Consider the following 26,338-nt stretch of genomic DNA (forward strand, 5'->3'; position numbering starts at 1 on the left):
GCAAAATCATGTAAAAATTGATATATGCTTATGGCGTAAGATCAGAGCTAGTGGCCAAATGACGAACTAAAAAACCGGAGCTGCCCTGAAGGGGCGAAGCTCCGGTTATATTAATATCCTGATTTCAGCTCCTGATCCTTGCCAAGCAGGATGGTGAGACCAAGCAAGGTAACGATAATGGTGGCGCCCATATCCGATATGATTGCAATCCACAGGGTCAGCCAACCCGGGATCGTTAGCAGCAAAGCAATGGCCTTCAGCGACAAGGAAAGCCCGATATTCCACTTGATAATCTGATTGACCCGTCTTGCGGTTTTGATGGCCCCCGGCAGCTTGCCAAGGTGATCCTGCATCAATACAACGTCGGCGGTTTCTATGGCACTGTCAGTCCCTTTTCCCATCGCGATACCCAGATCGGCAGCGGCCAATGCAGGGGCGTCGTTAATACCATCGCCAACCATGCCGGTTTTTTTGCGGGAAGAAAGCTCCTTGATTTTGGCAACCTTCTGTTCCGGCAGGAGGCTTGCGAATACCCGAGCTACACCGGATTGTTTCGCGATGGCCTGTGCGGACTGCTCATGGTCGCCTGTCAGCATGACCGTATCCGTGATACCGGCCTCGTGAAGCTTGCGGACGACGGTTGCCGTCTCCGGTCTGATCTCGTCGGCAAGGCCGAACTGGCCTAATACGCGATCCTCGCTTACAGCAGCAACAATCGTATAACCTTGGGCCTTCATGCGCCGAATGTCATCCTCCACGGCACGGATATGATCTTGCTGGCCGTTCACATGCTTCAGCACTTCCTCGCTTCCGACCCAGAACAATTTCCCTCCAACTTCAGCCCGAATGCCTTCGCCTGGCAGTACCGTTATCTGTTGAGGTTCATTGAACATGCACTGCGGATTCTTGATCTCCAGATGTTTCATGACGGCTTTAGCCAACGGATGGAGTGACGATTGCTCCAGTGCGCCTACAACGGCATAAAATTTGGTTTCATCATATACCGTCTCTGCATAGACGGCAGGCTCGCCTTTGGTCAAGGTTCCCGTCTTGTCAAAAGCGATGGCTTCCAGCCGGCCAAGCTGCTCCAGGTGGACCCCGCCTTTGATCAGAATACCGTTGCGTGCTGCGCGGGTCATCCCGCTGACCAATGCAATCGGAGAGGAAAGCACAAGCGAACAAGGGCATCCGACAATGAGGATGGACAGCCCCTGATAGATCCAGGTCATCCAGGGCTGATTCAGCAGCAGCGGAGGAATCAGCGTAACCGCCAGTGCGATGATCATAATAGCGGGAGTATAGTACTTAGCAAATTTATCGATGAAGAGCTCTGTCGGTGTCTTGCTGTCCTGTGCCTCCTGTACAAGATGCATGATCTTGGCCAGGGAGGAATCCTCATAGGCCTTCGATATGGCGATATAGAGCACACCGTCGGTGCTGACGCTGCCGCCAAACACAGCATCGCCCTCCCGTTTCGTAACAGGTACCGATTCCCCGGTAATGGCGGCTTCGTTCACCGCCCCGGTTCCTTGGGCTATGGCTCCATCGGAAGGGATCTTCTCCCCGGGTCTCACCCGGACAACGTCCCCGGGAGTGAGACTCTCGATCGGCACGCGCTGGGTTTGACCGTCTTTCCATAGTTCCGCTTCTTTGGGCGCTGCGGCCAGCAGCGCTTCCATCGATTGCCGGGCCCGATTCATGCCGTAGCCTTCCAGCAGCTCGTTAAGACCAAACAGAATGGCAACCAATGTGGCTTCTCTCCACTCCCCGATGATGACGGCACCCACGAGCGCAACGGTCATCAGGGTATCCATATTGAATTTAAAGCGGGTCAGATTACGCAGTCCGCGCAAAAATGTCGTATATCCGCTCAAAATCATAGCGCCTGCATATAATGCGATCACAACCGGTTCGGCGACTTTTCCTTCCAATAGAAAGGTGAAGAGATAGAAAACAGCGGAGATGGACAGCAGCCACTTCATACTCCCTATGCCGCCATGACTATGTTCATGAGCATGATCATGGCCATGTTCGTGATCATGTCCTTGTGCCGATCCGTGAGCATGCGATGAATGGATAGGCTGCACTTCAGCACTGGCGGCCGATAAGGCTGTCTGCGGAGCATAAACGATGCGCGCACCGTCACTTTTCAGAATGGTTTCTACTCGGCTTAGATTGACATGGGGAGAGAGGGTCAGCTTCCCGCTGTTGTAACTCAGTCGGGCATTGTTCCCATGATCCAGCTTCTGAATCTCCTCCTGCATTTCACGTGTACAGTTAGGGCAGGAGAGCCCTTGTACCCGGTATTCAATAAGTTCGCCGCTTGTCTCCGGAGAGGATTGGGAATGTTGATGGTTGTCCTTACTCATCTACATCTTCTCCTTTTGGTGCTCCAGCGTCATGTGAAGCAATGTCCGGATGTGGTCATCTTTGAGCGAGTAGTATACATTCTTTCCGGCCTTGCGCGATTTGGCGATTTCTTTGTTCTTCAGCGTCCGCAGATGATGGGAGGCCGTTGCCGTTGAGCTTCCGAGAACCTCAGCTACATCGCAAACACATAACTCGCCGCCGCGGTCCAGCATATAAGCTACCTTGACGCGCGTCGGGTCGGCCAAAGCCTTGAAGATTTCCGCCATGCCGATCATATCCTCATCGGAGATCGTTTCTTTTAAGGAAGCAATTCTTTCAGTTGAAGGACATTCCGTTTCACACAGCTCGAGGGCGACTTCTTCGTTCATCGTCCGTACATTCATAAGAATAACCTCCTTGGAATAGGAGCAATAAGTGCTCTTTACTCTATATATATTCAAACGTTGATTTGATTGTTAGTCATAATATACCCGATTTACACTCGATATTCAAACGAATATTTGATTGTTCACAAGCATTTCACAGAATGAGATTGAATCAACAAGTCATATAGTATTAACCAATTCCAGGGTTAGGCGCAGTATCGTCCCTCAGAAAATCCTTCCATTTCATAACACGTCAACTTATACTATTAGCAAAAAGATGTAAATTCTCATAGAAAGAATACCTGGGCCCAGAGCGCCTCATGTTACATAGCATCCTTGCACGGGCCAAACGTTTCGACTCGAATGTGTACATTATCTAATACCTATCCTTCGATTTGCGGATGTGTATGAACAGGGGGGCCAGAGTATGACTTGTCCAATATGTCGATATGAAACGGGAGATGGGAAGTATTGCAAGAAATGCGGGGCAAGGCTGATTATCGAGGATTCGCCCGTATTTGCCGCCATGAAAGAGCAAGCAGCAACGTCGGAGGCATACAGTGTCACTAGGCGAAATGCCGGCAGTACAGGGGAGTTACCTCATGTACGCCAGACCGAATCCGTTCTGCCGGTATATACCCCGCCGGATATTCCGTTCCGAGCGGCAGGCCGGCAGCATTCTGAAGAAGAAGAGGAACCCAATCCTTATTGGACCAGCTTAAAATTGTACGGACAGCTCTATGGGGATTATTTTTTGAAGGGATTAAGAAATCCCTTTGGCGCAGCTGCCGGAACGGAAAGCAGCCAGTTTTTCAACGCGATCGTGTCCATGCTGCTCTATGTTGTTCTTTTTCCACTCGCACTGTATGCAGCGCTTCATCATGAGCTGCAAGGGCTGCCTGAGGGGGCATTTGCAGATCTTGTCCTAAAACCAACCGTTTGGACTGCGATTTTCCTATTCTTGCTGAACGTCTTTACCTTCGCTGCGGTCAAGCTGTCCTTCAACCCGGCTGCGAAGCTAAAAGAAGTGATGGCAAGATTCGGCGCTTTGCTGCCCTTGTTCCTCGTGTTGTATGGGGTCAGCTTTCTGTTCCTGTTCCTGAATGGCGATATCTCGAAGGTTATCATCCTTCTGTCGTTCATCAGCACCGTGATGACCGTCCCGTTATTCGTCATGACCAGCTACAAAAAAAGAATGGTTGGCGGCCTGGATCCGCTGTATGCGATCCTCCTGGTCTACGTTGCACTGATGCTCGTGATCGTGATTCTGGGTAGTTCCATGATCGAATATATAACCGTTTTATAATGAAGTCATCTACATAACATATCGTGAAAAAAAGAAAAACAGCAGGTCCTTGTGCGGGAATATCCCGTAAAAGGAGCTTGCTGTTTTTTTGATGTGACGGCTTCGATCCGAGTTACTCGACCCACCATCGTTTGAAATCCTTCCACCAGGAACGCTCTTCCTGTTTCTCGGCCGCATCCGCAGGGTTGGCCTTCTTGGCCGGCTCCCCGCCTTCATGCTCGTCGCAATATTCCGTAGGCTCCGTTCCCTTGACGAAGACCTCCAGAACTTTGTCCGGACAGCCGGCGCCGGCGAGCTTGCCGGTCTTGGGATCCACATATGCGCTGACGACTTCGTCCGGGATCGGAAAAATCTTAGGCGGTACGTTCTCCAAAGCCTTCTCCGTATACTGCGCAAAGATCGGAGCTGCCCGCCGACCGTCCACTTTACTAATCTCCCGTCCTTTGTCATAACCCACCCATACCGCCGTCGACAGCTCCGGCGTATAGCCGACAAGCCAAGCGTCGGTATCGGTGGTGCCTGTCTTTCCGGCCACCGGTCGTTTCATTAGGGTAGAGACGCGGTTGCCCGTGCCGCCAGTCTCGAATACACCCTCCATCATGCGCGTCATCACGTAAGCAGCGGAAGGCTCAACCACTTGTTCACCTGCGTCTTCCGGCGCTGAATACAAGCTGCGGCCGGCAGCGTCGGTGATGCTCAGCACCGCGACAGGGGAGACCCGTTTGCCGCTGTTAGCCATGACGGCGTAAGCCGAGGCCATCTCCAGCGGGCTGACGGGCGAGGTGCCGAGGGCCAGGGAAGGAACAGGCTCCAGCGGACTTGTGATCCCCATCTTTTTTGCCATGTCGGCTACTTTTTCCGGGCCGATCTTCATGATGGTGTTCACGGCATAAATATTATCCGAAGCGGCGATAGCTTCCCTCATGGGAATTTCGCCTAAATATTTATCGCCGAAGTTGCTGGGCTGATACGTCTTGCGGTTGTTATCGTAATGAAACAGGGTGGGCTGGCTGTTGAACACGCTGGTGCTTGTCATTTCCTTGGATGCAATGGCCGTTAAGTACATGATCGGCTTAAATGACGACCCGGGCTGCCTTGTTTTGGCTAACGCGTGGTTGTACTGATTCTCCCGGTAGTTCTTACCGCCCACCATGGCTTTAATGTGCCCGTTACGCGGGTCGATGGATACTAGCGCCGTTTCCAGCTCGCTCTTGCTGTCCATGCCCGCAGATACAGCCTCTTCGGCTGCCTTCTGGGCCCGCGGGTCCAGGGTCGTATAGATGTTCAGACCACCCTGTTCGAGCTGCTGATCCGTAATGTTCAGCTGTTTGGTGACGAGACTCCGGACGTAGTCCCGGAAATAGGAGGCAATCACTTTATTCTCCTGTCGGTCCTGAGGAAGCAGGGCGAGTTTGGCTGAGGCGGCTTTATCGGCTTCTGCCTCGGTAATGAATCCAGTCTCCGCCATGGCATTCAAGATAATTTGCTGTCTTTTGAGCGCGTTGTCGATATGGTTATAGGGCGAGTAATAGGTCGGACCCTTTGGAATGCCGGCCAGCATCGCGCTTTCGGCCAACGTCAGGTTTTTTGCCGACTTGCCGAAGTAGAGCAGGGACGCCGACTCGATGCCGTAAGCACCATGTCCGTAATATATTTCGTTGAGGTACATCTCAAGTATTTCATCTTTCGTATATTTCATCTCAAGCTGGACGGTGAATTTGGCCTCCTTGAGCTTCCGTGTCCACGTTTTTTCATGAGATAGGTAGAGGTTTCGTGCAAGCTGCTGGGTTAACGTGCTTGCCCCCTGTTTGCGATCCATATGCTGCAGGTTGACCAGCACGGCTCGGGCCATGCCCTTCATATCAAATCCCGGATGATCATAGAACTTCCGGTCCTCCACTGCCAAGGTAGCCTGGATCAGGTGAGGAGATATATCGGTTAAGCTCACTTGCTCGGAGGTATGCCCCGTGGTGGAGAAGGTGGCGATTAAATCTCCTTGGCTGTCGAGCAGACGAGAGTAGCGGGATGTTTCCGCAACGGGCAGTGGCGTTATAAATAAATAGGCGAGCAGAATGCCGCCGGCGATGATGGAAATGCCAAGAAGTACGAACAGAAATGTAGCAAGCCGGACGAAACGACGTTTGCGCTTGGGTGATTTTTTTTGTCCCGGCATGATGGTTCTCCTTCCAGTCCTTTTTGTAAAGTTGATTACTTTAAGCTGCCAAGGATGGAGATGTGTTGAAATTCCCCTTGGCTTCCTTCTTTTTCTATATATTATGGGGCTGGAGCGGGCAGGATATTCATGGGAATCCATGCGGATTTTGCTTCTGTCCGTGCGATCTGGAACTTTTGGTTGCAATTTGGGCTTGATTTAATATAATCTAATTTGTTTGGTACAATAGAAAAAGTGTGAAACTGTAAGCTAAAGGCATCTGCCCCGAATAAAGTTTTACGGCTTGGATCTGGACGGCTGAACATTATTCTAGCGGAAAGAAGGTAGTGACGATGGAATTATGGTACACAGAGAAGCAAACCCCGACTTTTGGCATCACGGCTAAAATCCGGGAGACTTTTGTACATGAGAAGACGGAGTTTCAACAACTGGATATGATCGATACTGAGGAATTCGGGCGCATGCTCGTTTTGGACGGTATGGTTATGACTACAATTAAGGATGAATTCGTCTATCATGAGATGGTCGCTCACCCCGCGCTGAACACGCATCCAAATCCGAAGAAGGTTCTTGTTGTCGGCGGAGGAGACGGTGGCGTCATTCGCGAAGTGATCAAGCATCCGGGCGTAGAGAAAGCAGTACTCGTTGAAATTGATGGAAAAGTCATTGAATATTCGAAGCAGTACTTGCCTGAGATCGCCGGCAAGCTGGATGATCCGAAGGTCGAAGTGCTGGTTAACGATGGATATATGCACATTATTGAGCATAAGAACGAATACGACGTCATTATGGTAGACTCCACCGAGCCTGTGGGCCCGGCTGCTCCGTTGTTTGAGCGCGGATTCTACCAAGGGATCTACGAAGCGCTCAAGGAAGACGGTATTTTCGTGGCGCAAACGGACAACCCATGGTTTAAAGCGGACCTGATTCAGCAGGTCAACAAAGACGTGAAGGAAATCTTCCCGATCGTACGTGTGTATGGAGCGAACATTCCAACCTACCCGAGCGGTCTGTGGACCTTTACATTGGGCAGCAAAACGTATGACCCGCTTGAAGTGGACGAGTCCACCATTGATGAGATGGATACGAAATATTATTCGCCTCGCCTGCATAAAGCCGCATTCGTGCTGCCGAAATTCGTTGAAGACCTGGTGAAATAAGGAGGAGCGTATAAACTGATGAAACTGGATCAAGGTTACTCCGGCAACGTGTTTATTCTGAGCTCCGAGGATTATGAAGGGTCCAAGGCCGTCATTTACGGTATGCCGATGGATTTCACGGTTAGTTACCGTCCCGGCTCCCGTTTTGGCCCGGCCCGTATTCGCCAGGCTTCCGTAGGCTTGGAGGAGTACAGTCCGTACTTGGATAAAAGCATTGAAGACATGACGTATTTCGATGCAGGCGACCTGATGCTGCCTTTCGGCAATGCCGGCCGCAGTCTCGAAGTGATTGGCGATTATGTAGGCAAACTGCTGGATGACGGGAAATTCCCGATCGGACTTGGCGGCGAACACCTCGTATCCTGGCCGATCATTCAGAAGGTGTATGAAAAGTATCCGGATCTTATACTGATCCATATCGATGCCCATGCTGACCTGCGTGAGCATTATGAGGGAGAGCCGTTGTCCCACTCCACGCCAGTCCGTAAGGCGGCGGGTATTATGGGCGGAAAGAACATTTATCAGTTTGGTATCCGTTCCGGCTCCCGCGAGGAGTTCCAATATGGACGGGAGAACATTAACTTCTATCCGTTCGAAGTGGCAGCGCCTCTTAAAGAAGCCTTGCCTTCCATGGGTAACCGTCCGGTCTACGTGACCATCGACATCGATGTGCTTGATCCATCTGCCGCACCGGGCACCGGTACCGCAGAAGCGGGCGGCATTACGTCGAAAGAGCTGCTGGAAGCCGTGCATCTCATTGCTGGCTCCGATGTGAATGTGGTCGGCTGCGATCTCGTGGAAGTGGCGCCGATCTACGATCCAACCGAGCAGACCCAGATCGTGGCTGCGAAGCTGATTCGTGAGATGCTGCTGGGATTCGTGAAATAGTCCACCCACCCAAACCCTCCCTGCCAGGGAGGGCCCCAAGGGCGCTGCCCTCTGGACACCCGCAACTTCGGTGTTCGGAGTGGGTATGAGGATATGAGCGGGGCTGGTGCTTGTGCCCGGCCACCGCTCGGTCTCCCCTGCGGGGACGTCCTCGTGGCCTCTTGTGCGCCCATATATTAGCCGAGGCTAATCGCCCCTCGGCTGTGGTAGAAAAAGCAAGCCTCCCCTACCTAAGCCTTTGGCTATCGGGGTCGGCTTGCTTTTTCGCACTTGTTGGAGGCCACCTCGCGTGAGCTGCCCTGACGGGCATGCTCGGTGGTCGGGAGTATGAGCCGGGTTGGCACTGCCCCTCGGCTGTGGTAGAAAAAGCAAGCCTCCCCTACCTAAGCCTTTGGCTATCGGGGTCGGCTTGCTTTTTTGCACTTGTTGGAGGCCACCTCGCGTGAGCTGCCCTGATGGGCATGCTCGGGGGCCGGGAGTATGAGCCGGGTTGGCACTGCCCCTCGGCTGTGGTAGAAAAAGCAAGCTTCCCCTACCTAAGCCTTCGGCTATCGGGGTCGGCTTGCTTTTTCGCACTTGTTGGAGGCCACCTCGTGTGAGCTGCCCTGACGGGCATGCTCGGGGGCCGGGAGTATGAGCCGGGTTGGCACTGCCCCTCGGCTGTTGAAGAAAAAGCAAGCCTCCCCTACCTAAGCCTTTGGCTATCGGGGTCGGCTTGCCTGAGCAATTGAGAAGAAATCCTCGGCGATTCTATGATGTAAACTTAAGATAGATTCAGATTTATTAAGGAGGGTTACATCATGACGAATGCTTCGAGCAAGAAGAGAACCGACACCGCATCAAGAGTTATTATGGCGTCGCCGTCTACGATTTATCAGGCATTCTTGAATCCGGAGACGCTGGCTTCGTGGCTTCCGCCAAAAGGGATGACAGGCCATGTCGACACGTTTGATGCCCGCGAGGGCGGGACTTATCGAATGATCCTCACCTATAACGATACCGATCACGCGGCACCCGGTAAGTCTTCGGACAATACGGACGTCATTGAAGGAAAGTTTCTGGAGTTTGTTCACGATGAGAAGGTTGTGCAGCTGGTCGAATTTGAGTCTGAGGATCCCAATTATGCGGGGTTTATGAAGATGACATGGGCATTGGAGCCGCTTGCGGAAGGCACCCAAGTCACGATCGTGTGTGAGAATGTGCCCGAAGGCGTACGGAAGGAAGATCACGATGAAGGCTTGAGGTCCACCCTCGAGAATCTCGCCGAATCTACGGAGGGACAATAAGACAGTCGGCTAAGCTGTATAACGAAACAAACGATTTGTGATGAGGCATTTTCATGAACAAATCGTTTTGTGGATTTTATCAGGGCCACGTTTGAGCCCTGAATGTTAGACTAAATGATAATGATATTGGAAACAGGAGAGAGCAGCATGAGGAAATTCATCTATAGCTTACTTGCGGTCATGGTCGTCTTAACATTAATTTATATGTTTTTCATAACAACATCTTAATGAAGAACCATCCACCTTCACTATTGCTGCAGGTAGCTGGTTTTTTTCTTTCCGGTGAAACCAAACCCATCCTCCATCCCATCAACAAATCCTTTTTACCCTCCCTCCGTTTGCTTGCTCCCTCCTTAATTTCAAGTTCGACTTCAAGTCCGTTCACGGGTACACGGTACGCGTAGTTGTGGGAAGAATCGGCGATCTGCTCATTGCGTGTCGGATTGAACGATTGTGCCGATATACCGGAAGCCGTTAATATTGGCGTTACATCGACCATATCGACGAAAAGGAGGTGCGAATACGATGGCAGCTCAGTCACCCGAAATAAAGCGCGAGGATTTGATAACCGCCCGGCACCCAGGGACATCCCGCAACCGGTACATAGCCAACATCCGCAAACATTGGATGCTTTATCTCATGATCATTCCCGGAATTCTCTATTATATTGTGTTTAAATATGTCCCGCTGGCGGGCAGTGTCATCGCATTTCAGGACTATCAGATTTTCAAAGGCATCCTTGGTAGTCCGTGGGTGGGCCTGGACAACTTTGGGTTTATTTTTTCCTATCAGGACTTCTACAACGTGCTGCGCAATACGGCAGTGATCGCTTTCTATCAGCTTGTTTTTGGTTTTCCGGCCCCGATCGTGCTGGCTCTGCTGTTCAATGAAATCCGCATCATGCTGGCGAAGCGGGTTGTGCAAAGCATGTTCTATCTCCCGCACTTTTTATCATGGGTCGTTGTCGGCGGGATCGTTTTCGAGCTGTTGTCCAACCAAGGAGTTGTGAATGCGGTGCGGGACTGGTTCGGCTATGAACCCATTCTGTTCATGCAGGAGGAGCGGTATTTCCGAGGGATTGTCGTCCTGTCCTCGATCTGGAAGGAAGTTGGCTGGGGCACGATTATATATTTGGCTGCCATCGCCGGCATCAATCCGAATTTATATGAAGCGGCCGTCATGGATGGAGCAAGCCGGTGGAAACAAACGATCTATATTACGCTGCCGACCATGTTTCCGACGATTCTGGTGCTGTTCCTGCTGCAAATCGGTAACTTCCTGGAGCTCGGCTTCGATCAGATTTACAATTTATTGACACCGATGACGTACTCGGTCGGGGATATCATCGAGACGTACGTCTATCGTGCGGGTGTGCTTCAGGGGCAATACAGCATGACGACGGCCATCGGGCTGTTCCAGTCTGTCATTGGGTTTATACTGCTGTGGATTTTTAACCGATTGGCCAGAAAAACGGATCAGGGGTTGTGGTGATGAAAGCGACATTCGGAGAAAAAATGTTTCAGACGCTGAATTATGTGTTTCTGTTCGCTGCTGCGGTGACGATGCTGTTCCCGCTTCTTCAACTGCTTGCCGTATCGCTCAGCTCCCCGGTAGCTGCCGATTCGAAGGAAGTATTCCTGCTGCCTGTGGAGTTTACAACCGCATCTTGGGAGCATGTATTAAAAAATAAAGGCTTGTGGACATCTTTTGGGATTACCGTATATATTACGATCGCCGGGACACTGCTCAGCATGCTGTTTTCGGTCATGACGGCATACCCGCTCTCAAGACGGGAATTTCTGATCCGCAAACAGGTCATGTTCGGCATTGTGTTAACGATGATTTTCAATGCGCCGATGATTCCGTTTTTTTTGACCGTTCGCGAGCTTGGCATGATGAACTCCCTGTGGGCGCTCATTATTCCCGGCCTGGTTGGCACGTTCAACATGATCATTATCCGGACCTTTTTCATGGGCATTCCCAGTGAGCTGGATGATTCGGCTCGAATCGACGGATGCAGCGAGTTCGGCATATTGTTCCGCATGTATTTGCCTTTGTCCAAACCGGTCATGGCGACGGTCAGTCTGTTTTACGCGGTCGGATATTGGAACACCTTCTCCCGTGCCGTGCTGTTTATAAGGGATCCGGAGAAATGGCCGCTTCAAATGAAGCTGAGAGCATACCTCCAGTCTCCCGAGGAGCTGGCTGCGGTCAATCTGTTTCTTGGGGATTACGATTTCAACACAACAACATTGAAAGCGGCAACAATCCTGTTTGCTACCATTCCGATCATTCTGGTATACCCGTATCTGCAAAAATACTTTGTCAAAGGGTCCATGCTGGGTTCGTTAAAGGAATAAAGCAAAGCGAGGCATGCGATATGAAATCGGCCTTAATGGCTGGTTTGATATAACTACCAATCCGAAAAAGGGGAGGATTTACTCATGTCGAAATGGTTTTTCCAAAAAGGGGCATGGAAACCGGCGCTCACGGCGACACTTGCGGCAGTCATGCTGTTTGGCTGCGGCGGCAAGGGCGACGGCGAATCGCAATCGGGCCAGAGTGGGGAGGGAAATCAAGAATTTACACAGGTAAAGGTGTTCAAAAGCCACATGGGTGTCGGCACGATTCCGGGTGCAGATAATCCGCATGTCCAATATGTGGCAGAACGGACCGGCGTGGAATATCAGCTGGTAACGACCCCGCCGGGCTCGGAGCCGACTGAATATCTCAATCTGATGATTGCATCCGACGACTTGCCGGATATTCTTCGCCCGATCGGCGGGATCGAGCAGACCCTGATCCGCCAAGGAGGTGCGCTGGCGCTGGACGATTTGCTGCCCCAGTATGCCCCGAATGTCTGGAAGAATATCCCGCAGGAGGCATGGGATGTCGTTCGATCCGCTTCACCGGACGGCAAAATCTATTATGTGCCTAAAGTGTTCCTGGTTCCGGAAAGAGCACCGCTCATCCGTCAGGATTGGCTTGACAAGGTAGGCATGTCCATGCCGAAGACAACAGAGGAATACAAGGAGGTGCTGCAAGCCTTTCTTGACAAAGACCCGAACGGCAACGGCCTGAAGGACGAATTGCCCACAACAGGCCGGGAATTCGGCAAATGGATGGATCATTTGTTTGCCATGTTCGGTGTCGCGATGTGGGAGGGGAATCCGGAATGGGACATCTACGACGGTAAAATCCAATATGCCGGCGTAACGGACAATATGAAGGCAGCCATTGCATTTGCCCGTGAGCTATATGACGAGAAGCTGCTTGACAATGAGACGTTTCTGAACAAAGGCGATGTATGGACGGCGAAGATCAATAACAATTTGGTTGGCAGCTGGTACCATCTTCCCGCCAACCTGCGCGACCGGTTTACAGCCATGCAGCAAAAAGCACCGGATGCTTATATCGTTGGCATGCCGCTTCCAGAGGCCGAAGGGTATGAGGGCTTTGTCACGCAGAAGAGCATGGGCGAACCGGAGTGGATCATTCCGGCAAAGGCCCAGGATAAAGCCCCCGCAGCCTTGAAGCTGCTTGATTTCTTCTATGATCGGTCGAATGACGAATTTATCCGCTTTGGCATCGAAGGACAGCAGCATGAAGTTGTCGACGGCAAAAAAGTGCTGCTTCCAGCCGAGGATAGCCGTCCGTTGGCGCTCGGCATGCGCAACCTGACGACAGAGGAGGACATGGACATACGGATTCAGGAGACGATCCCGGTAGACATGCAGCAGATGGTGAAGGATATATTCGAGGTGAGTACCGCGGACGCGAAGCGGATCGCGGGGGACGGACTTCCGAGCACCGTGTATGAAGGCTTCCCGGATATTCAATCGCATAAGCTGTTTCAGGAGTATGTAACCAAGATTGTCATCGGCGAATGGCCCCTGGAGAAGTTCGATGAATTCGTCGACCGCTGGCATAAGGCAGGGGGAGACGAAGTAACGAAGAGGGTAGAGGAATGGTACTCAAGGATGTGATCATACAGTGAAAAAGAAATATGCCATATGCGGTGTAAGCGGTCGTGCACTCGGGATGTTCGCCAAGCCGATTCTGACGACCCATGCCCGGCGCTGCGACCTGGTGGCCATGCTGGACTGTGATCCTGCCCGCTTCGAACTGTATCGCTCCCGCTTCCCCGAGCATACCGCCGTTGCAACTTACGGTGAAGAGGAATTCGGGAAGATGATCGACGAGACTAAGCCGGATGTGGTCATCGTGGCGGGGCGCGACGATACGCATGCGCGTTATATTGTTGCCGCCCTGGAAAGAGATGTGGATGTCATCACGGAAAAACCGATGGTCACGACGGGTGAGGACGCCCGGCGTGTGCTGGATGCGGAGCGGGTGAGCAAAGGCTCGGTGACGGTCACGTTTAATTACCGCTACGCCCCGATTCACACCAAAATCAAAGAGATGGTATGGGAAGGTAAGCTCGGTCGGATTACATCCGTCGATCTCAACTGGTATTTGGACACATATCATGGCTCCAGCTATTTCAAACGGTGGAACCGCCGGCGCGAAATGTCAGGAGGTCTCTCCATCCACAAAAGCACGCATCATTTCGACCTCGTGAACTGGTGGATCGGGCAAAAGCCAGTTGAGGCCTTCGCCTACGGGGCCCTCCATTATTACGGCGCCGAAGGGGAGCTTAATCCGGGCAAAGAAGCCGGTCGTCATTGCGGAACCTGCCTCTCAGCCAGCCGCTGCGCCTATTACTCGCGCTGGAACGCAAGTCATGTGCCGGATGATCATCTCGGTCTGCTGGAGAGCGGGGGGCCGCAGTTTCCTTATACAGGCTACCGCCCGGACCGGTGTATTTTTGATGATGAGATCGACATCGAGGATACGTATGCGGCCACCGTCAAGTACGACGGAGGAGCACTACTCAGTTATTCCGTCAACTTTTCGCTGCCGTATGAAGGGTATCGCCTGGCGATCAACGGTACGAAAGGCCGGCTGGAGACGATGGAATACCATGCTCCGTCCAGAACCCCTTTTCCAACGCCGGTCCAGACGATCGACTACTTCCCGTTGTTCGGCTCCAAGGAAACCATCCATGTCGTTCATCGGGAAGGCGGCCACGGGGGAGGCGACCCGCTGCTGCTGAATGACCTGTTTCTAGGTGAAAACCGGGAAAGGCCGTTCCCGATTTTGTCCGGGGCTGTGGATGGCGCCTATTCCGTGGCGGCGGGGGAAGCCGTGTGGCGTTCCGTGAAGGAGCACCGTCCAGTGGCGATAGCGGATGTTCTGGGCGGGTGGAAGGAGAGTGAGCCTATTGATCGATAAAGGATATTTTGACCCGGCTGAAAGCCTGGCTTCCCAAACAGAGGGCAGTAACATCGAGCATGCGCTTACGGTCATTGCCCAGCGTTATGTCGGTGACCATCCGCCTCATGCCCCGGTTTACCGGGTGACGCGGAAGAGTCCGATCCGTAAGCGGGCCGACCACTGCTATCAGCTCCCCATCGCGGATATGTTCCCCGAAATGACGGAGGGCCAGGTGGTCTACGCCTGGACGAAGCTGTGGGCTGCCCAGCCGCAGAGCTTTCCCTTTCTGATGGAATGGACGGGGCATGTCCGGCTGTACCATAACGGCCGGAAGCGGTTCGGTTCGGCGCCAGGGGAAGAAGCGACAGCGGACGGATTGCCCCTGAAGCTGGGGATTCAGCTTACCCAGGGGTGGAATCACTTCGTTCTGGAATTCCGCCGGGGCCCAAGCGGCTGCAGAGCGGTATTTGGCACAAGCAACCGCAAGAACAAGCCGTTTCACTTTCTGGCTCCTTCCATGGAGCGGGAAGGTGAGGAAGGATGGATTGTGACGGTGCCGCTGGACCGGGCGCTTGCCCGCATCCCCGATTCAATGGAACGCGAATCATGGACGGGGGCACAGTGGCTGCCCGTGCTTGCAAAACACGATGGGGAAGCAGATCGCGGCCCGATGTGGAGAATGTACGGGCGGAAGCCGGGGTATGCCGCTTACGCCTGGACTGCCGTTGTCAACCGGACCTTGGCGGCCAAGAAGGTGACCTTGTCGGGAACCTCCTATGGCCCGGTCCGGTTTGAATGGAACGGCAGGGAGGTTTACACCAGCCGCGAGGCAGGCACGTTCAGTATCGTCATCGATGTGCCTCCGGGCCGCGGGGAGCTTACCGCACGCTGCGAATGCGGTGCAGAGGGCTGGGGGTTTGAGATAGGCGAAGCATCGCCTGAAGGGATGCTGATCGCTCCGCGAAGGGTGCACGGCTTGACCGGCGAGTGGCTTTATCTGGGTCCGTTCCGCGCAGAAGCCGATCTTGAGCTGTCCGACTATTTTGGTCTGGACACGGTCGCTGTTGACGGCGGAGAGAGACTGTTCTGGACAGGGAGCGAGCCGGGAGCGTACGTAAGGCCGTTTTTGGAGAATGAGCTTTTTGGCCGCTGGAATTATCCGCTCGGCGTCACAATGTACGGCTTGCTGGAGACGGGAAGGCTGCTTAATCGCCTGGACATCCAGGAATATGTACTCCGCCACGTCGAGTTTACCGCAGGCCATTACGAGTATTCCTTGTGGGACCGCACGGAATTCGGTGCGGCGGGGCTGAACAACCAGCTGTCCGACATTGACAGTCTGGACGATTGCGGATCATTTGGCGCGCTAGCCATTCTTGCAGACCGAATTCGATCCTTGAAAGGAGTGCGCAAGGCAGCAGACGATATCGCCCAGTACATCATGGATACACAATCACGTCTTGCGGACGGGGCACTTTATCGCGAGGTCGGCGTTTCCCCAAGCATGCACCTGACGATGTGGTGCGACGACATGTACATGAGCGTACCGTTCCTATGCCGATACGCCGAGCTGTCCGGAGATTCCCGCTATCTGGACGAAGCGGCACGCCAGCTTCTGCTGTATAAGTCATACCTGTACATGCCGGACCTGCAGTTAATGTCGCACGTATACGATGTACGTCGTGGGCAGCCTTCCCGGACGGTATGGGGAAGGGGCAACGGATGGGTGTTTTTCTCACTGTCAGAGCTGCTTGCCGTGCTTCCGGTCGGCCATCCCGACTATGTGGAACTGCTTCATTTTTATCGCAGTCTGGCGGAGGGATACTTCCGCTTGCAGGGAGTGCATGGGTTATGGCACCAAGTGCTGACGGACCCTGAATCCTATGAGGAAGCCTCCTGTACCGCGATGTTTATTTTTGGTTTGGCGCGGGGGGTACGCCATGGCTGGCTGGAGAATCCGGATCCGTACTTGCAATCTGCCATTGCGGGGTGGGACGGTTTAACCAGCAGGGCCATCGACGGCAGGGGAAATGTGTACGGTGTGTGCAAGGGCAGCAGCTGGTCAACCTCCCATGCTTATTACAAGCACGACTTATCGTGGAACTTGAATGATACGCACGGAATCGGCATCGTGCTGTTGGCCGGGGTCGAGCTTCTTGAATTCATGCGGTCAAACCATATTGTAAACGCTTAAGTTTACCTGACGGCAGGAGCGGATCGTGAGCTATAATGGAACCATTCTGGTAGTAAAGCGGGGGTTGATATGTTCCAATCGATCGGCAAGTGGCTAAAATACACGCTGGCCCATACGCAAGCGAGGCTGGTGCTCATTTTGACCGTTTCCGTTTTTATGATCATTTTGGCCGTCAGCCTGACCTCATATTACACCTCTAAATCGGTGCTTCAGGAAGAGCTCAGCGAGCCGCAGCACCAAATGCTGCAGATCAGTATGAAATATATTGACGATTTAATCCGGGAGAGCGACAAGATTGCGGTCCAGGTCGCGGTGAATGACTATATCTATGATTTTCTGACTAGCGAGAATCAGAACTCGGTGGCCAATATATCGACATTGTACCGACTGCTATCCACCTGGATCAGCAATTCGAAATACATTAACAGCATATACGTATACGATGTCGAGCGGGGAAGCTTTATTTCGCTTCCGCAGGGGTATAGCTCTAGCAGGCTCACCTTCGTGGATTCCGAATGGACCAGTATTGCTGACGAATTCGGGGACGACATGATGATCATCCGAAAAAGGCATGTCCCGGAGGGAGCGGGCAATAAAGGGTCGGAGCTGACGCTGTTCCGCAAAATCATGATTCAGGGCCGATTAAGAGGTGTCGTAGCGGTCAATTTGCGGGATGCGGAACTATTCGCAAAACTAAATCCGCCGGCGCTGTCGCAGCTCGACAGCATGCGGTACATCGTGGACCAGCATAACAACATTCTTTATTCGGTTTCGAACTCGGAATTCAAACCGGAAGCCGTGAGGCAGGCGCTGCACGAGCTGAAGGAGGACCGCTTCGGCGATTTTTTCCATGAGGGGCGGAAGCTGCTGGTCAACCAGATCGAATCGCCGCTGACCGGATGGAAATACGTATCCATCGTCTCCCAGGACAGCTTGCTTGCCCAGTCCAAAAAGGTGCGAGACACGGTGCTGTATGTATCGGTGGCGGCACTTGCACTCGGCTTGCTGACCATTCTATACGTAAACTCCGCGGCCTTCCGGCCGGTGCGCAGGCTTAAGCAGCTGTTCAGTGCCTACGACGGGAAAGCGACCAGCCCGGATCGCATCGATCTGGAAAAGCTGGCTGGCGAGCTGCTCAGCAATCATGCGCATCTGTCTCAGTTGATCCGCGAGACGATATCCGATGCGGCTTCCAAGTTTCTGTATGACATTCACTCGGGTCATATGAGCGGCAGACGCGAAATTCGCGAGAAGTGGAGACGATATTTCGCGGAATGGACGGATGCACCCGTCACGGTAGCAGTGCTGTCGATCGACCGCTACGATTCGTGGTCGCGCAGATTTCCGGCCAGTGACCACTCGCTGCTGAAATTTGCGCTCGCCAATATTATGGCAGAGCTGCATGAGCCCGAATGGAGGGTGGCCTGCGCCGATTTTGGGGCGGACCGGATGGCTATCCTGCTGCAGCCGCGGAGCGGCGAAACGCGGCCTCCGCTTGTCGAGGCGATCGAAACGGTGTCCCGTTTGCTGAAATTCAGTGTATCCGCCGGCGTGAGCATGCCACAGAGTGAGGTTTGCCGGTTAAAGCAGGCCATGCTGGAAGCGGAGAATGCGTTAACCTACCGTTTATATAAAGGGTATGGTCAGCTCGTGCCGTTTCAGGATGTATCCAGTCACGAGGTGACGGATATGCAGCCGCAGGAAGATGGCGTACGGGAATTGATGACGGCTGTGGAGACCGGTGATGGGGAGCGGGCTATAGAGCTGCTTGGGCGTATTATTGGCGATATCCGCAGCCATTACTGGTATCCTTCGGAGGCGCTTGCCTTGCTTCAGGCGCTGCTGGAACGTCTTAAAGGGATATGCCCAGAGGGCGATGGTTCCGAGGGGGATCCGGCCGGTCGGCTGGGCACGCTGTACATCGAAGATATCGAGGCGGAGCTTTCCGGCCTGATTTCGGCCTTGGCCGACCGCTACCGCCGTTTAATCGGCAGCAAGGATTTTTTGATGTGCCAGCGGATGATCGAATTCATGGAGCAGCACCTCGGCGATCCGATCGGCATTCCGGAAATTGCGGAATCGACCGGCATCAGCAGCAGCTTGGCCAGCCAGCTTTTTAAGCAGGAAACAAACGAAACGATCTATAACTACTTAACCCGGCTGCGGATGGAGCGGGCTAGCGAGCTGCTGGTCAAAACCGACCGCAAAGTATCCGATATCGCCCAAATGGTCGGTTACCAGCATGAAAACAGCTTCATTCGCAGCTTCCGCAAATTCAAGGATATCACCCCGGGCAAATACCGGGATATGATGAGAACCCGGATAGACGCCTTGTTTGAATAAAGGGCAGGGAAGGGAGGAGCTATGGAGATGGAGAGAGAGCAGATTGTTAGGCGGCATAATCCTGAATTCGACAGGCTAGATCCGCTTTCACCACTGTCGGTAGGCAACGGGGAATTTGCGTTTACCGCCGATATTACCGGGCTGCAGACATTTCCAGAACAATACGAGGTGCCGCTTGGCACCCAGTCGAACTGGGGCTGGCATTTTACGGGGGGGCGCGAAAGGTTCTCCGCGCAGGATGCAGCGTTGCAGATGTTCGAGACCCACGGCCGGCAGGTCGGCTATCCGATGAAGCCGGGGGATAAGCCGGAAGCTTACCAATGGCTGCGGCAAAATCCCCACCGACTTCACCTAGGCCGGCTGTCGTTCCGATTTCTAGACGAAGCGGGAGAAGAGCTCAATTACAGCGCTGCAGGCCAATTCCGTCAAAATCTCGATCTGTGGACGGGCATTCTATCGAGCAAGTTCGAAATTCGCGGCGTGCCGGTCGAAGTTACGACGGCGTGCCATCCGGATGCTGATATTATAGGCGTGCGGGTTGTCTCGCCCCTCATCCGGGAAGGGCGGCTTCAGGTATTTATCCGCTTCCCCGCACCGGATATGACGCATTCGGCTTGGTCGAAATCGGTGTTTCCCGATTGGGAAAACGATCAACGACATGATACCGTTCTCGTCAAGCAGGAGGAAGGGGCGGCCTTGATTGAGCGAACGCTGGACGAAGAACGTTATGCGGTCCGCTGGCATTGGAGCTCTGGCCGATTGGAGCAGACGGAAACCCATGAATTTACGCTGTTTCCCGGCGAATCTCCTGAACAATCTTCGGAGGAGCTGGCGTTTTCCGTCGGCTTTGCAGCTGGGTCGCCCGGTGCGGCTGACTTTGAGGCCATCGTTCCGGCCAGCGCCCGGCACTGGGCATCGTTTTGGCAGAGCGGGGGTGCAGTCAGCTTCGCAGGCAGCTCCGATCCGCGAGCCTTTGAGCTGGAGCGACGCGTTGTCCTGTCGCAATGGTTATGCGCCATTCACAGTGGGGGCTCTATGCCGCCCCAAGAGACCGGCCTAATGTATAACAGCTGGTTTGGCAAATCGCATTTGGAGATGCATTGGTGGCATGCCGCCCATTTCGCGCTGTGGGGCCGGGCTTCCATCCTGCGGAGAAGTTTGGACTGGTACAACGGCATACTGCCGGTCGCCCGCGAGCTGGCGCTATCCCAGGGATACGAGGGAGCACGCTGGCCGAAAATGGTCGGTTTTGACGGCATCCCGTGCCCGTCGCCGGTCGCTCCGGGCTTGATCTGGCAGCAGCCGCATCCAATCGCCATGGCGGAGCTGTGCTATAAGGCCGACTCAGCACAAGAAACGCTGCGCCGGTTCCGTGACATCGTCTTTGAATCGGCTGACTTTATGGTTTCCTATGTTCACTGGAATGAGGCAACAGGCGCTTTCGATCTTGGCCCGCCGCTTATTCCGGCTCAAGAATGCCATCCGATGAATGCAAGCGCGAACCCGCCTTACGAGCTGGAGTATTGGAAATACGGCTTTGATATCGCTATAAAGTGGGCTGATCGGTTGGAAATTCAGCCGAATCCGCGTTGGGCCGAGGTGGCAAGCAATCTGGCGGCACCGCCCCGACTCGACGGCGTTTACCTGGCGCATGAGTTTGCGCCGGACACGTTTACGGAGAAGAATCATGACCACCCGTCCATGCTGTGCGCATTAGGCGTGCTTCCCGGCAAGCTGATCGACCGCGAAACCATGCGGCGTACACTGTGGAAGGTTAAGGATGCTTGGAAATGGGAGACGGCCTGGGGATGGGATTTTCCCGTATGCGCCATGACCGCTGCTCGGCTCGGCGAACGCGATCTGGCTGTCGATTTTCTGTTAATGGACGAAATGAAAAACACGTATTTGCCAAACGGGCATAACTATCAGCGCCCAGGCCTATCCGCTTACTTGCCGGGTAACGGCGGACTGCTTACGGCGGTCGCTATGATGGCCTGCGGCTGGGAAGGCGAAGAGGACCCGAACTGCCCGGGATTTCCGGCAAGCGGCTGGACGGTGCAGTGGGAGGGGCTGAAGCCGTGGCTATAGCTTCGGCTTATACAACTTGCGGACAGGAGGGCTGAATATGGCCAAGGGAACGGTGTGGAGGCCGGAACGTAAGTTTTACCGCGACCGGTTGACCGGAGTCGAAGTGGTGCAGCTGACCGACTACAAAGCTCACAGTCATCATCTGTATTTTACGGAAAGCGGATGGTATGACGGCGGGAAGCGGCTGTTGTTCGTATCGGACAGGGACAACAGCTCGAACTTGTACAGCATGGATGTTAACAGCGGTGAGATGCTTCAGCTGACGGATTACCCGGACAATGATGCTGTGGATGCCTGTCTATTACCGGATGGCCGGGCCGCCTTTGTCAAAACGGATCGGAGCGTACGCCGTCTCGATCTGGCAACATTGGAGGAAGAACTGATCTACGAAGCCCCGGAGGGGTACAACATCGGCAATCTGAGCTGTCCTGCGGATGGACGCTCAGTCGTCACCTGCATACAGGAGGATCTGTCCCATCGCATGCCGCTCGATCTGGGCAACGGCTATGTCGGCCATAGGGAGTTGATGGAGGCCGCTCCCCACAGCAGGATCGTGCGGATCGACTCGGAAGGGCAGACGCAGCCGGAAACCCTATATGAAGCCCATCGTTTTATAACCCATATTAACGCGTCACCCGTCGAACCATGGCTGATCACCTTCTGCCACGAAGGACCCTGGCATTTGGTCGATCACCGGATATGGGGGCTGGACCTTCGGAGCGGAGAGGCCTGGAGAATTCGCCAGCGCCTTGAACCCGGAGAAAAGGTCGGCCATGAATTTTTTTATCCTGACGGTATAACCATCGGTTACCATGGCTTCCGCATGGATGGAACTAATTTCTTCGGAAGCATCCGGTATGACAATACGGCCATGGAAGAGACGGACTTCGGGTTTGATACGTGGCATGCGTATGCGGACGGCTACGGTCAGGCCGTTGTCGATGGCAAGGGGGCGGTCAAAACCCTCTCCGTATGGCGTAAAGACGCCAAAGGAGTCTACCAAGGACCGCGAATGCTGTGCGAGCTTCGATGCAGCTTTCATTCCCAGAAGGTGCACGCGCATCCGCGTTTTGATCCGGGCGGTAAACGACTCTTGTTTACAAGCGATAAAAATGGTTACGGCAATCTGTATCTGGTCGGCATGCCGGAGGATTTTGATTCGCTGCCGCTGCTGTCGGTTTAAGCGAAGGAGAAGGGAGTGGTCAACCGTGGCTGAAGCAACGGTGCTGGAACGAATACCGGTCCAGGTTGCAGAGACGATCCTGTCCGCTTGCGTGGACGGATACCATCCGAATATAGCCAACAAATGGGGCTACGTGGCCGGCATGGCTTTGACTGCACTGGGCCGCCTGGCCAATTGGACGGGTGAGGAGCGTTACAATGAAGTGGTCAAGCGTCATATGGACGTCTTCATACAGGAAGACGGGGCCATAGCCGGCTACACACTGGAGGACTATAATCTCGATCATATCAATAAAGGCAAGAATCTGCTGCCCTTGTGGCGCACGACAGGAGAGGAGAAATATCGCCGGGCTGCCGAGCTGCTGGCATCTCAGTTGGTTGGACAGCCGCGGACCGACGAAGGCGGATTTTGGCATAAAAAAATCTATCCGTTTCAGATGTGGCTGGACGGCCTCTATATGTCGTCACCGTTTATGGCAGAATATGCAGAAACGTTTGATGAGCCGGCATGGTTCGACGAAGCGGCCCGGCAGCTGCTGCTCATCGAGCGGCGTACTCGGAATCCGCAGACGGGGCTGCTGCATCACGCTTATGATGAGAGCCGGGAGCAGCGCTGGTGCGACAAGGAAACGGGCCGCTCGCGCCATGTATGGGGCCGGGCCATGGGCTGGTATGCGATGGCGCTTGTGGACGCGCTGGAGTTTTTCCCTGTGAGGCATCCGCAGCGCGGGCAGCTGATGGGCATTTTCGAAAGGATGGCCAATGCGCTCGTACGCGTTCAGGATCAAGACAGCGGGCTGTGGTATCAGGTGATGGACTGCAATGGCCGGCAGGGCAATTATATGGAAGCTTCCGGCTCCTGCATGTTGACCTATGCCTTGGCCAAAGGCATTCGGCTTCATTATTTGGCCGAGATCGACATCGGGGTGGTCGAACGTGCCTATGACGGCATCCAGAAACATTTTATCACCGTCGACGGCGAAGGGCTGCACCTTCACGGCATCTGCCACGGCGCCGGATTGGGCGGGCGCAAATACCGCGACGGATCATACGATTATTATTTGAGTGAAAAGGTTGTCAGTGATTCGCTCATGGGCGTCGCTCCGCTTCTGCTGGCCAGCATCGAAATGGAGAGGCTGCAGGCGGGGGGCAAAGGCGGGTATCGGGGATGAGTCAAGAGAACCTGTTAACCATGAGGTATCCCGCCTCTTGGTGGCGTAATATGTGGCGTGAGGCGCTGCCATCAGGCAATGGGATTGTCGGGGCCTCGGTTTTCGGGGGCGTGCAGGAAGAGACGGTACTGCTGAATCACGAGGGGTTGTGGCATTGGGGTCGAAAAGATCCGCTGCCGGACGTGAGCATGACGCTCGCCGAAACGCGCAGCCTGATGGATGAAGGACACTATATGGAGGCCAGCTGGAACTTGGCGAACGCTTTAAGGGAGCGGGGATACGGGACGAGGCTGGCCTCCCGCTTTCCGCTCGCGGCGATTAAGCTGTTCATGCCCAGCACACGGGCATTCCGTCGTTACCGAAGATCCCTCAATATGGAGACCGGCGAAGTTTCGGTAGGCTGGACGGACGGCCCGAACCGGTACGTAAGGCGGCTGTTTGTATCCCGTGCAGATGGGGCTGTCGTCTATGAGATTGGCTCCGAAGAATGTGCCAACGAAGAAATACACCCTGGAGACAGGAAGGGGACCGGTAAGCATATCGAGGATCAAGCCGGGGCGTTTCACTGTATTTCGGGGGAGATCGGACTGACGCTTTACCCAAGCGATCGATGGGGGGATACGCCAGAATTCAGGGAATTGGCCGAATCCGTGGTCACTTCGGCGAAAGGCGCGTATATCCGGTACGCCGGCCGCAATGATGACGGTACAGATTTCGGTGCCGTGCTGCGGCTTATTTGTGAAGATGGAAGCTTGCAGTCAACTAAGGAAGGAACGATGTTGAATTTTACTAAGGCCCGCCGGGTGCTTGTACTGGTGAAAGTATTTATTCGTGGCAAGCGTGAACAGGAATGGGAGCAGCTTGAGCATGAACTCAAAAACTTCCCTGAAACGTGCGAATATGACCTGTTGCTCAAGCGCCACACCGAGCTCCATGGTCCTTTGTTCCATTCCGCATCCCTGGAGCTTAACACTGCCAGCAGGGAGGACGTGCGTTCGAACGAGGAGCTGATGCTGGAGGCTTACGAAGGCGAAGCGCCCGTATCGCTTGTCCGTAAAATGTGGGCTTATGGAAGGTACTTGTTTATTAGCGGGACGGCAGCCGAATCAGGGCCTTTCGGACTGTATGGCTTGTGGGGCGGAGACTACCGGCTTGTCTGGTGCCACCATATGGCAAATGAGAATATTCAAATGATGTATTGGCACGCGCATGTTGGAGCCTTGGGAGAATTAGTGCCCCCTCTGTTCCGCTACTATGGCAGCCTAATGGGCGATTTCCGCGGCAATGCCCGCAAGCTGTACGGATGTCGCGGAATCTACATCCCGGCTGGGACCACGCCGGGGATCGGAACGCCGAATCAAATCGTACCCGTCATTCTAAACTGGACGGGAGCAGCCGGGTGGCTCGCCCGGCATTATTACGAGCATTTTTTGTATACGGGCGATATCCGGTTTTTGAGGGAGGAAGCGCTGCCGTTCATGCGCGAAGCTCTTCAATTCTACGAGGATTTCGCAGTCGTTGGTGAAGACGGCTCCTATCGTCTGTATCCTTCGGTATCGCCGGAGAATACGCCGCTTAATTTCATGCCGGAGGACGGAAAGCAGCTGGCTCACCCGATGCCGACAACCGTCAATGCAGCGATGGATATTGCGATTATGAAGGAACTGCTTACCCATCTGATCGAAGCGAATCGGCTCGTCGGAGGCCCAGGTTCGAAGGATGAGGAGGAGCGGTGGAAGCGAATGTTCGAACGCATCCCCTCTTACCGGACGAACGAGGACGGAGCTCTTGCGGAATGGCTGGATCCTAAGTTTAAGGACCGATACGATCACCGTCATCTCTCGCATATCTATCCGTTGTTCCCGGGTGATGAAGTGACCCGCGAATCAGCGCCGGAGCTGTATGTCGCCTTCGAGAAGGCGTTACGTCTGCGCCGGCTCGGCGCCCAAAGCGGCTGGTCGCTGGCTCATATGGCGTCCATCTATGCGAGGTTAGGGGAAGGCGACAGTGCACTGGAGTGTCTGGATACACTGGCGCAATCATGCCTGCTGCCGAATCTGTTTACCCTCCATAACGATTGGAGGGGGATGGGGATATGCATGGATATGCCGGCAGCGCCGATACAGCTCGATGCGAACATGGGTTGGGTGAATGCCGTACAGGAGATGCTGCTGCAGGTATCGCCGGATATGGTGAAGCTCCTGCCGGCGCTGCCGGAGCGCTGGCGTAGTGGCCGGCTCTCAGGTTGGAGATTCCATACCGGTCGGATCACCATGGAATGGAACCGGGATGCCGGTATGTTCCACGCTAAGCTTGAGGCTGAACGGGAGACGAACATCCTCGTTTCCCTGCCGCCTTGGGCAGGAAAAAGCTCCATGTCTGGGCAGGGAGCCTCCATCCAGCCATCAACGCTAGGGCCCCTTTTTTATGCGGTTCGTCTGGGCCCGGGAACACAGCTGTCGATCCATTGCAGCCCGCAGGTCGACGGGGACGTAATCGGACCTTGAAATTGTAGCTAGCGAAGACCGGTTAAC

At 54.1% G+C, this 26,338-nt stretch carries 17 protein-coding genes; 14 read left to right on the forward strand and 3 right to left on the reverse strand.

The genetic code is table 11. The features are described from left to right. Positions 1 to 110 precede the first annotated feature (110 nt). Both MKY82_RS00525 and MKY82_RS00530 read right to left on the reverse strand, forming a co-directional pair. Positions 111 to 2,369: a heavy metal translocating P-type ATPase gene (locus MKY82_RS00525; RefSeq protein WP_339295241.1), complete on the reverse strand. Its 2,259-nt coding sequence runs from the start codon at positions 2,367 to 2,369 to the stop codon at positions 111 to 113. Next, positions 2,370 to 2,753, reverse strand: a complete 384-nt coding sequence (locus MKY82_RS00530) for a metalloregulator ArsR/SmtB family transcription factor (RefSeq protein WP_194540333.1) — start codon at positions 2,751 to 2,753, stop codon at positions 2,370 to 2,372. A gap of 409 nt (positions 2,754 to 3,162) precedes the next feature. Between MKY82_RS00530 and MKY82_RS00535 the strand changes: the two genes are divergently transcribed. Beyond that, positions 3,163 to 4,041: a hypothetical protein gene (locus tag MKY82_RS00535; protein WP_339295242.1), complete on the forward strand. Its 879-nt coding sequence runs from the start codon at positions 3,163 to 3,165 to the stop codon at positions 4,039 to 4,041. 112 nt (positions 4,042 to 4,153) lie between these two features. Here the strand turns inward: MKY82_RS00535 and MKY82_RS00540 are convergent, their stop codons facing one another. Then, positions 4,154 to 6,214, reverse strand: a complete 2,061-nt coding sequence (locus tag MKY82_RS00540) for a PBP1A family penicillin-binding protein (protein ID WP_194540335.1) — start codon at positions 6,212 to 6,214, stop codon at positions 4,154 to 4,156. Positions 6,215 to 6,546: 332 nt separating this feature from the next. Between MKY82_RS00540 and speE the strand changes: the two genes are divergently transcribed. The 13 genes from speE (at position 6,547) to MKY82_RS00605 (ending at position 26,311) form a co-directional block, all read left to right on the forward strand. Continuing rightward, on the forward strand, positions 6,547 to 7,374 hold the full coding sequence (speE, locus tag MKY82_RS00545) for a polyamine aminopropyltransferase (protein WP_113061663.1): 828 nt from the start codon (positions 6,547 to 6,549) through the stop codon (positions 7,372 to 7,374). An 18-nt stretch (positions 7,375 to 7,392) separates the two neighbouring features. Beyond that, a complete protein-coding gene (speB, locus tag MKY82_RS00550) occupies positions 7,393 to 8,262 on the forward strand; it encodes an agmatinase (protein WP_100541604.1) in 870 nt (289 codons plus the stop codon). A gap of 800 nt (positions 8,263 to 9,062) precedes the next feature. Next, entirely contained in the window at positions 9,063 to 9,548 is a 486-nt protein-coding gene (locus tag MKY82_RS00555; RefSeq protein WP_339295243.1) for an SRPBCC family protein, read from the forward strand. 525 nt (positions 9,549 to 10,073) lie between these two features. Further along, positions 10,074 to 11,039 (forward strand): ABC transporter permease subunit, encoded by a 966-nt coding sequence (locus MKY82_RS00560; protein WP_194540338.1) that lies wholly within the window; start codon positions 10,074 to 10,076, stop codon positions 11,037 to 11,039. After that, positions 11,039 to 11,908: a carbohydrate ABC transporter permease gene (locus MKY82_RS00565; protein ID WP_009595532.1), complete on the forward strand. Its 870-nt coding sequence runs from the start codon at positions 11,039 to 11,041 to the stop codon at positions 11,906 to 11,908. The genes MKY82_RS00560 and MKY82_RS00565 overlap by 1 nt, the downstream gene beginning before the upstream one ends. 84 nt (positions 11,909 to 11,992) lie before the next feature. Beyond that, positions 11,993 to 13,534 (forward strand): extracellular solute-binding protein, encoded by a 1,542-nt coding sequence (locus MKY82_RS00570; RefSeq protein WP_339295244.1) that lies wholly within the window; start codon positions 11,993 to 11,995, stop codon positions 13,532 to 13,534. A 7-nt stretch (positions 13,535 to 13,541) separates the two neighbouring features. Then, entirely contained in the window at positions 13,542 to 14,843 is a 1,302-nt protein-coding gene (locus MKY82_RS00575; protein ID WP_339295245.1) for a Gfo/Idh/MocA family oxidoreductase, read from the forward strand. Further along, positions 14,824 to 17,019 carry a glycoside hydrolase family 88 protein gene (locus MKY82_RS00580; protein WP_339295246.1) on the forward strand — a complete coding sequence of 732 codons (2,196 nt, stop codon included), beginning with the start codon at positions 14,824 to 14,826 and terminating at the stop codon, positions 17,017 to 17,019. The genes MKY82_RS00575 and MKY82_RS00580 overlap by 20 nt, the downstream gene beginning before the upstream one ends. A gap of 69 nt (positions 17,020 to 17,088) precedes the next feature. Beyond that, positions 17,089 to 19,362 carry a helix-turn-helix domain-containing protein gene (locus tag MKY82_RS00585; RefSeq protein ID WP_339295247.1) on the forward strand — a complete coding sequence of 758 codons (2,274 nt, stop codon included), beginning with the start codon at positions 17,089 to 17,091 and terminating at the stop codon, positions 19,360 to 19,362. 21 nt (positions 19,363 to 19,383) lie between these two features. Beyond that, the gene (locus tag MKY82_RS00590) at positions 19,384 to 21,450 is read left to right on the forward strand and encodes a glycoside hydrolase family 65 (RefSeq protein WP_339295248.1); all 2,067 of its coding nucleotides are present in this window, start codon (positions 19,384 to 19,386) and stop codon (positions 21,448 to 21,450) included. Between the two features lie 37 nt (positions 21,451 to 21,487). Beyond that, a complete protein-coding gene (locus MKY82_RS00595; protein WP_339295249.1) occupies positions 21,488 to 22,633 on the forward strand; it encodes an oligogalacturonate lyase family protein in 1,146 nt (381 codons plus the stop codon). Between the two features lie 25 nt (positions 22,634 to 22,658). Beyond that, positions 22,659 to 23,804: a glycoside hydrolase family 88 protein gene (locus tag MKY82_RS00600; RefSeq protein WP_339295250.1), complete on the forward strand. Its 1,146-nt coding sequence runs from the start codon at positions 22,659 to 22,661 to the stop codon at positions 23,802 to 23,804. Further along, on the forward strand, positions 23,801 to 26,311 hold the full coding sequence (locus tag MKY82_RS00605; RefSeq protein WP_339295251.1) for a glycoside hydrolase N-terminal domain-containing protein: 2,511 nt from the start codon (positions 23,801 to 23,803) through the stop codon (positions 26,309 to 26,311). Before MKY82_RS00600 ends, MKY82_RS00605 begins: the two co-directional genes overlap by 4 nt. Positions 26,312 to 26,338 lie beyond the last annotated feature (27 nt).

It is taken from the genome of Paenibacillus sp. FSL W7-1279 (assembly GCF_037969845.1).
Classification (GTDB): domain Bacteria; phylum Bacillota; class Bacilli; order Paenibacillales; family Paenibacillaceae; genus Paenibacillus_AQ.